General features: G+C 63.7%; 2 protein-coding genes. Both read right to left on the reverse strand.

What is annotated here, in order from left to right; all coding sequences use genetic code 11:
• Nucleotides 1–116 precede the first annotated feature (116 nt).
• The gene (gene rpmG / locus C2U70_RS32685; protein ID WP_045008041.1) at nt 117–284 is read right to left on the reverse strand and encodes a 50S ribosomal protein L33; all 168 of its coding nucleotides are present in this window, start codon (nt 282–284) and stop codon (nt 117–119) included.
• A 125-nt stretch (nt 285–409) separates the two neighbouring features.
• The coding region (locus tag C2U70_RS32690; RefSeq protein WP_140982911.1) for an LLM class flavin-dependent oxidoreductase at nt 410–1091 on the reverse strand (682 nt) is incomplete at its 5' end.

Consider the following 1091-nt stretch of genomic DNA (forward strand, 5'->3'; position numbering starts at 1 on the left):
AGGTCGCCTTCGCGCTGATCCGCCCGTCGCAGCCGCCGGCACCGGTGCTGCGCACGGCCTGAAACGAAAACGGGGCCCAGAGGGCCCCGCAAGGTCGTTAGTGTCCCGCGATCTTCTTACTTGATCTTGGATTCGCGGAATTCGACGTGCTTGCGCGCGACCGGGTCGTACTTCTTCTTGACCAGCTTGTCGGTCATGGTGCGCGAATTCTTCTTGGCGACGTAGTAGAAGCCGGTGTCGGCCGAGGACACGAGCTTGACCTTGATGGTGACCGCTTTGGCCATGTTCTGAACCTCAGAAATTATCGGGAATCTGGAGCCGGCCAAACGGCCCGCGTTGGCCGGCAACCTAGCCAGAAACCGCCTGATGTCAAGGTTTTAGGGCCAGAATCTCACTCGAATCGGGCCGACTAGGCCTCGAAGAACCGGTTTTTCGGCCGCGGCAGGCCCAGATTCTCGCGCAAAGTGGCCCCTTCATACTCTTTCCGGAAAATCCCGCGCCTCTGCAGCTCCGGCACCACCTTGTCGACGAAATCGTCGAGCCCTGCGGGGAGGAACGGGAACATGATGTTGAAACCGTCGGAGCCGCGACCGGTCAGCCATTCCTCCATCTGGTCGGCGATGGTTTTGGCCGTGCCGACGAACGACAGACCGCCATAGCCGCCGACGCGCTGGGCGAGCTGGCGCACCGTGAGCTTGTCGCGCCTGGCGAGGTCGACCATGCGCTGGCGTCCGCTCTTGCTGGCATTGGTCTCCGGAATCTCCGGCAGTTGTCCGTCGGGATCGAAGCCGGACGCATCGGTGCCGAGGATCACCGAGAGCGAGGCGATGGCACTGTCGTAATGCACGCGGCTGTCGAGCAGCGCGCGCTTCTCCTTGGCCTCGTCCACGCTGTCGCCAACCACGACGAAGGCGCCCGGAAGAATCTTGAGATGTTCGGGGTCACGGCCGACCTGCTCCATCCGGCCCTTGATGTCGGCATAGAGCTTTTGCCCGTCGGCGAGGCTGCCGCCGCCCGTGAACACGGCCTCCGCCGTCTCCGCCGCGAGCTGCTTGCCGTCTTCGGAGGCGCCGGCCTGCACGATGACAGGC

Origin of the sequence: Bradyrhizobium guangdongense (assembly GCF_006483445.1) — a bacterium.
Lineage (GTDB): Bacteria > Pseudomonadota > Alphaproteobacteria > Rhizobiales > Xanthobacteraceae > Bradyrhizobium > Bradyrhizobium guangdongense_A.

Coding starts and splice junctions, on each gene's coding strand:
- rpmG (WP_045008041.1), bottom strand. CDS start 284: ATGGCCAAAGCGGTCACCATCAAGGTCAAGCTCGTGTCCTCGGCCGAC.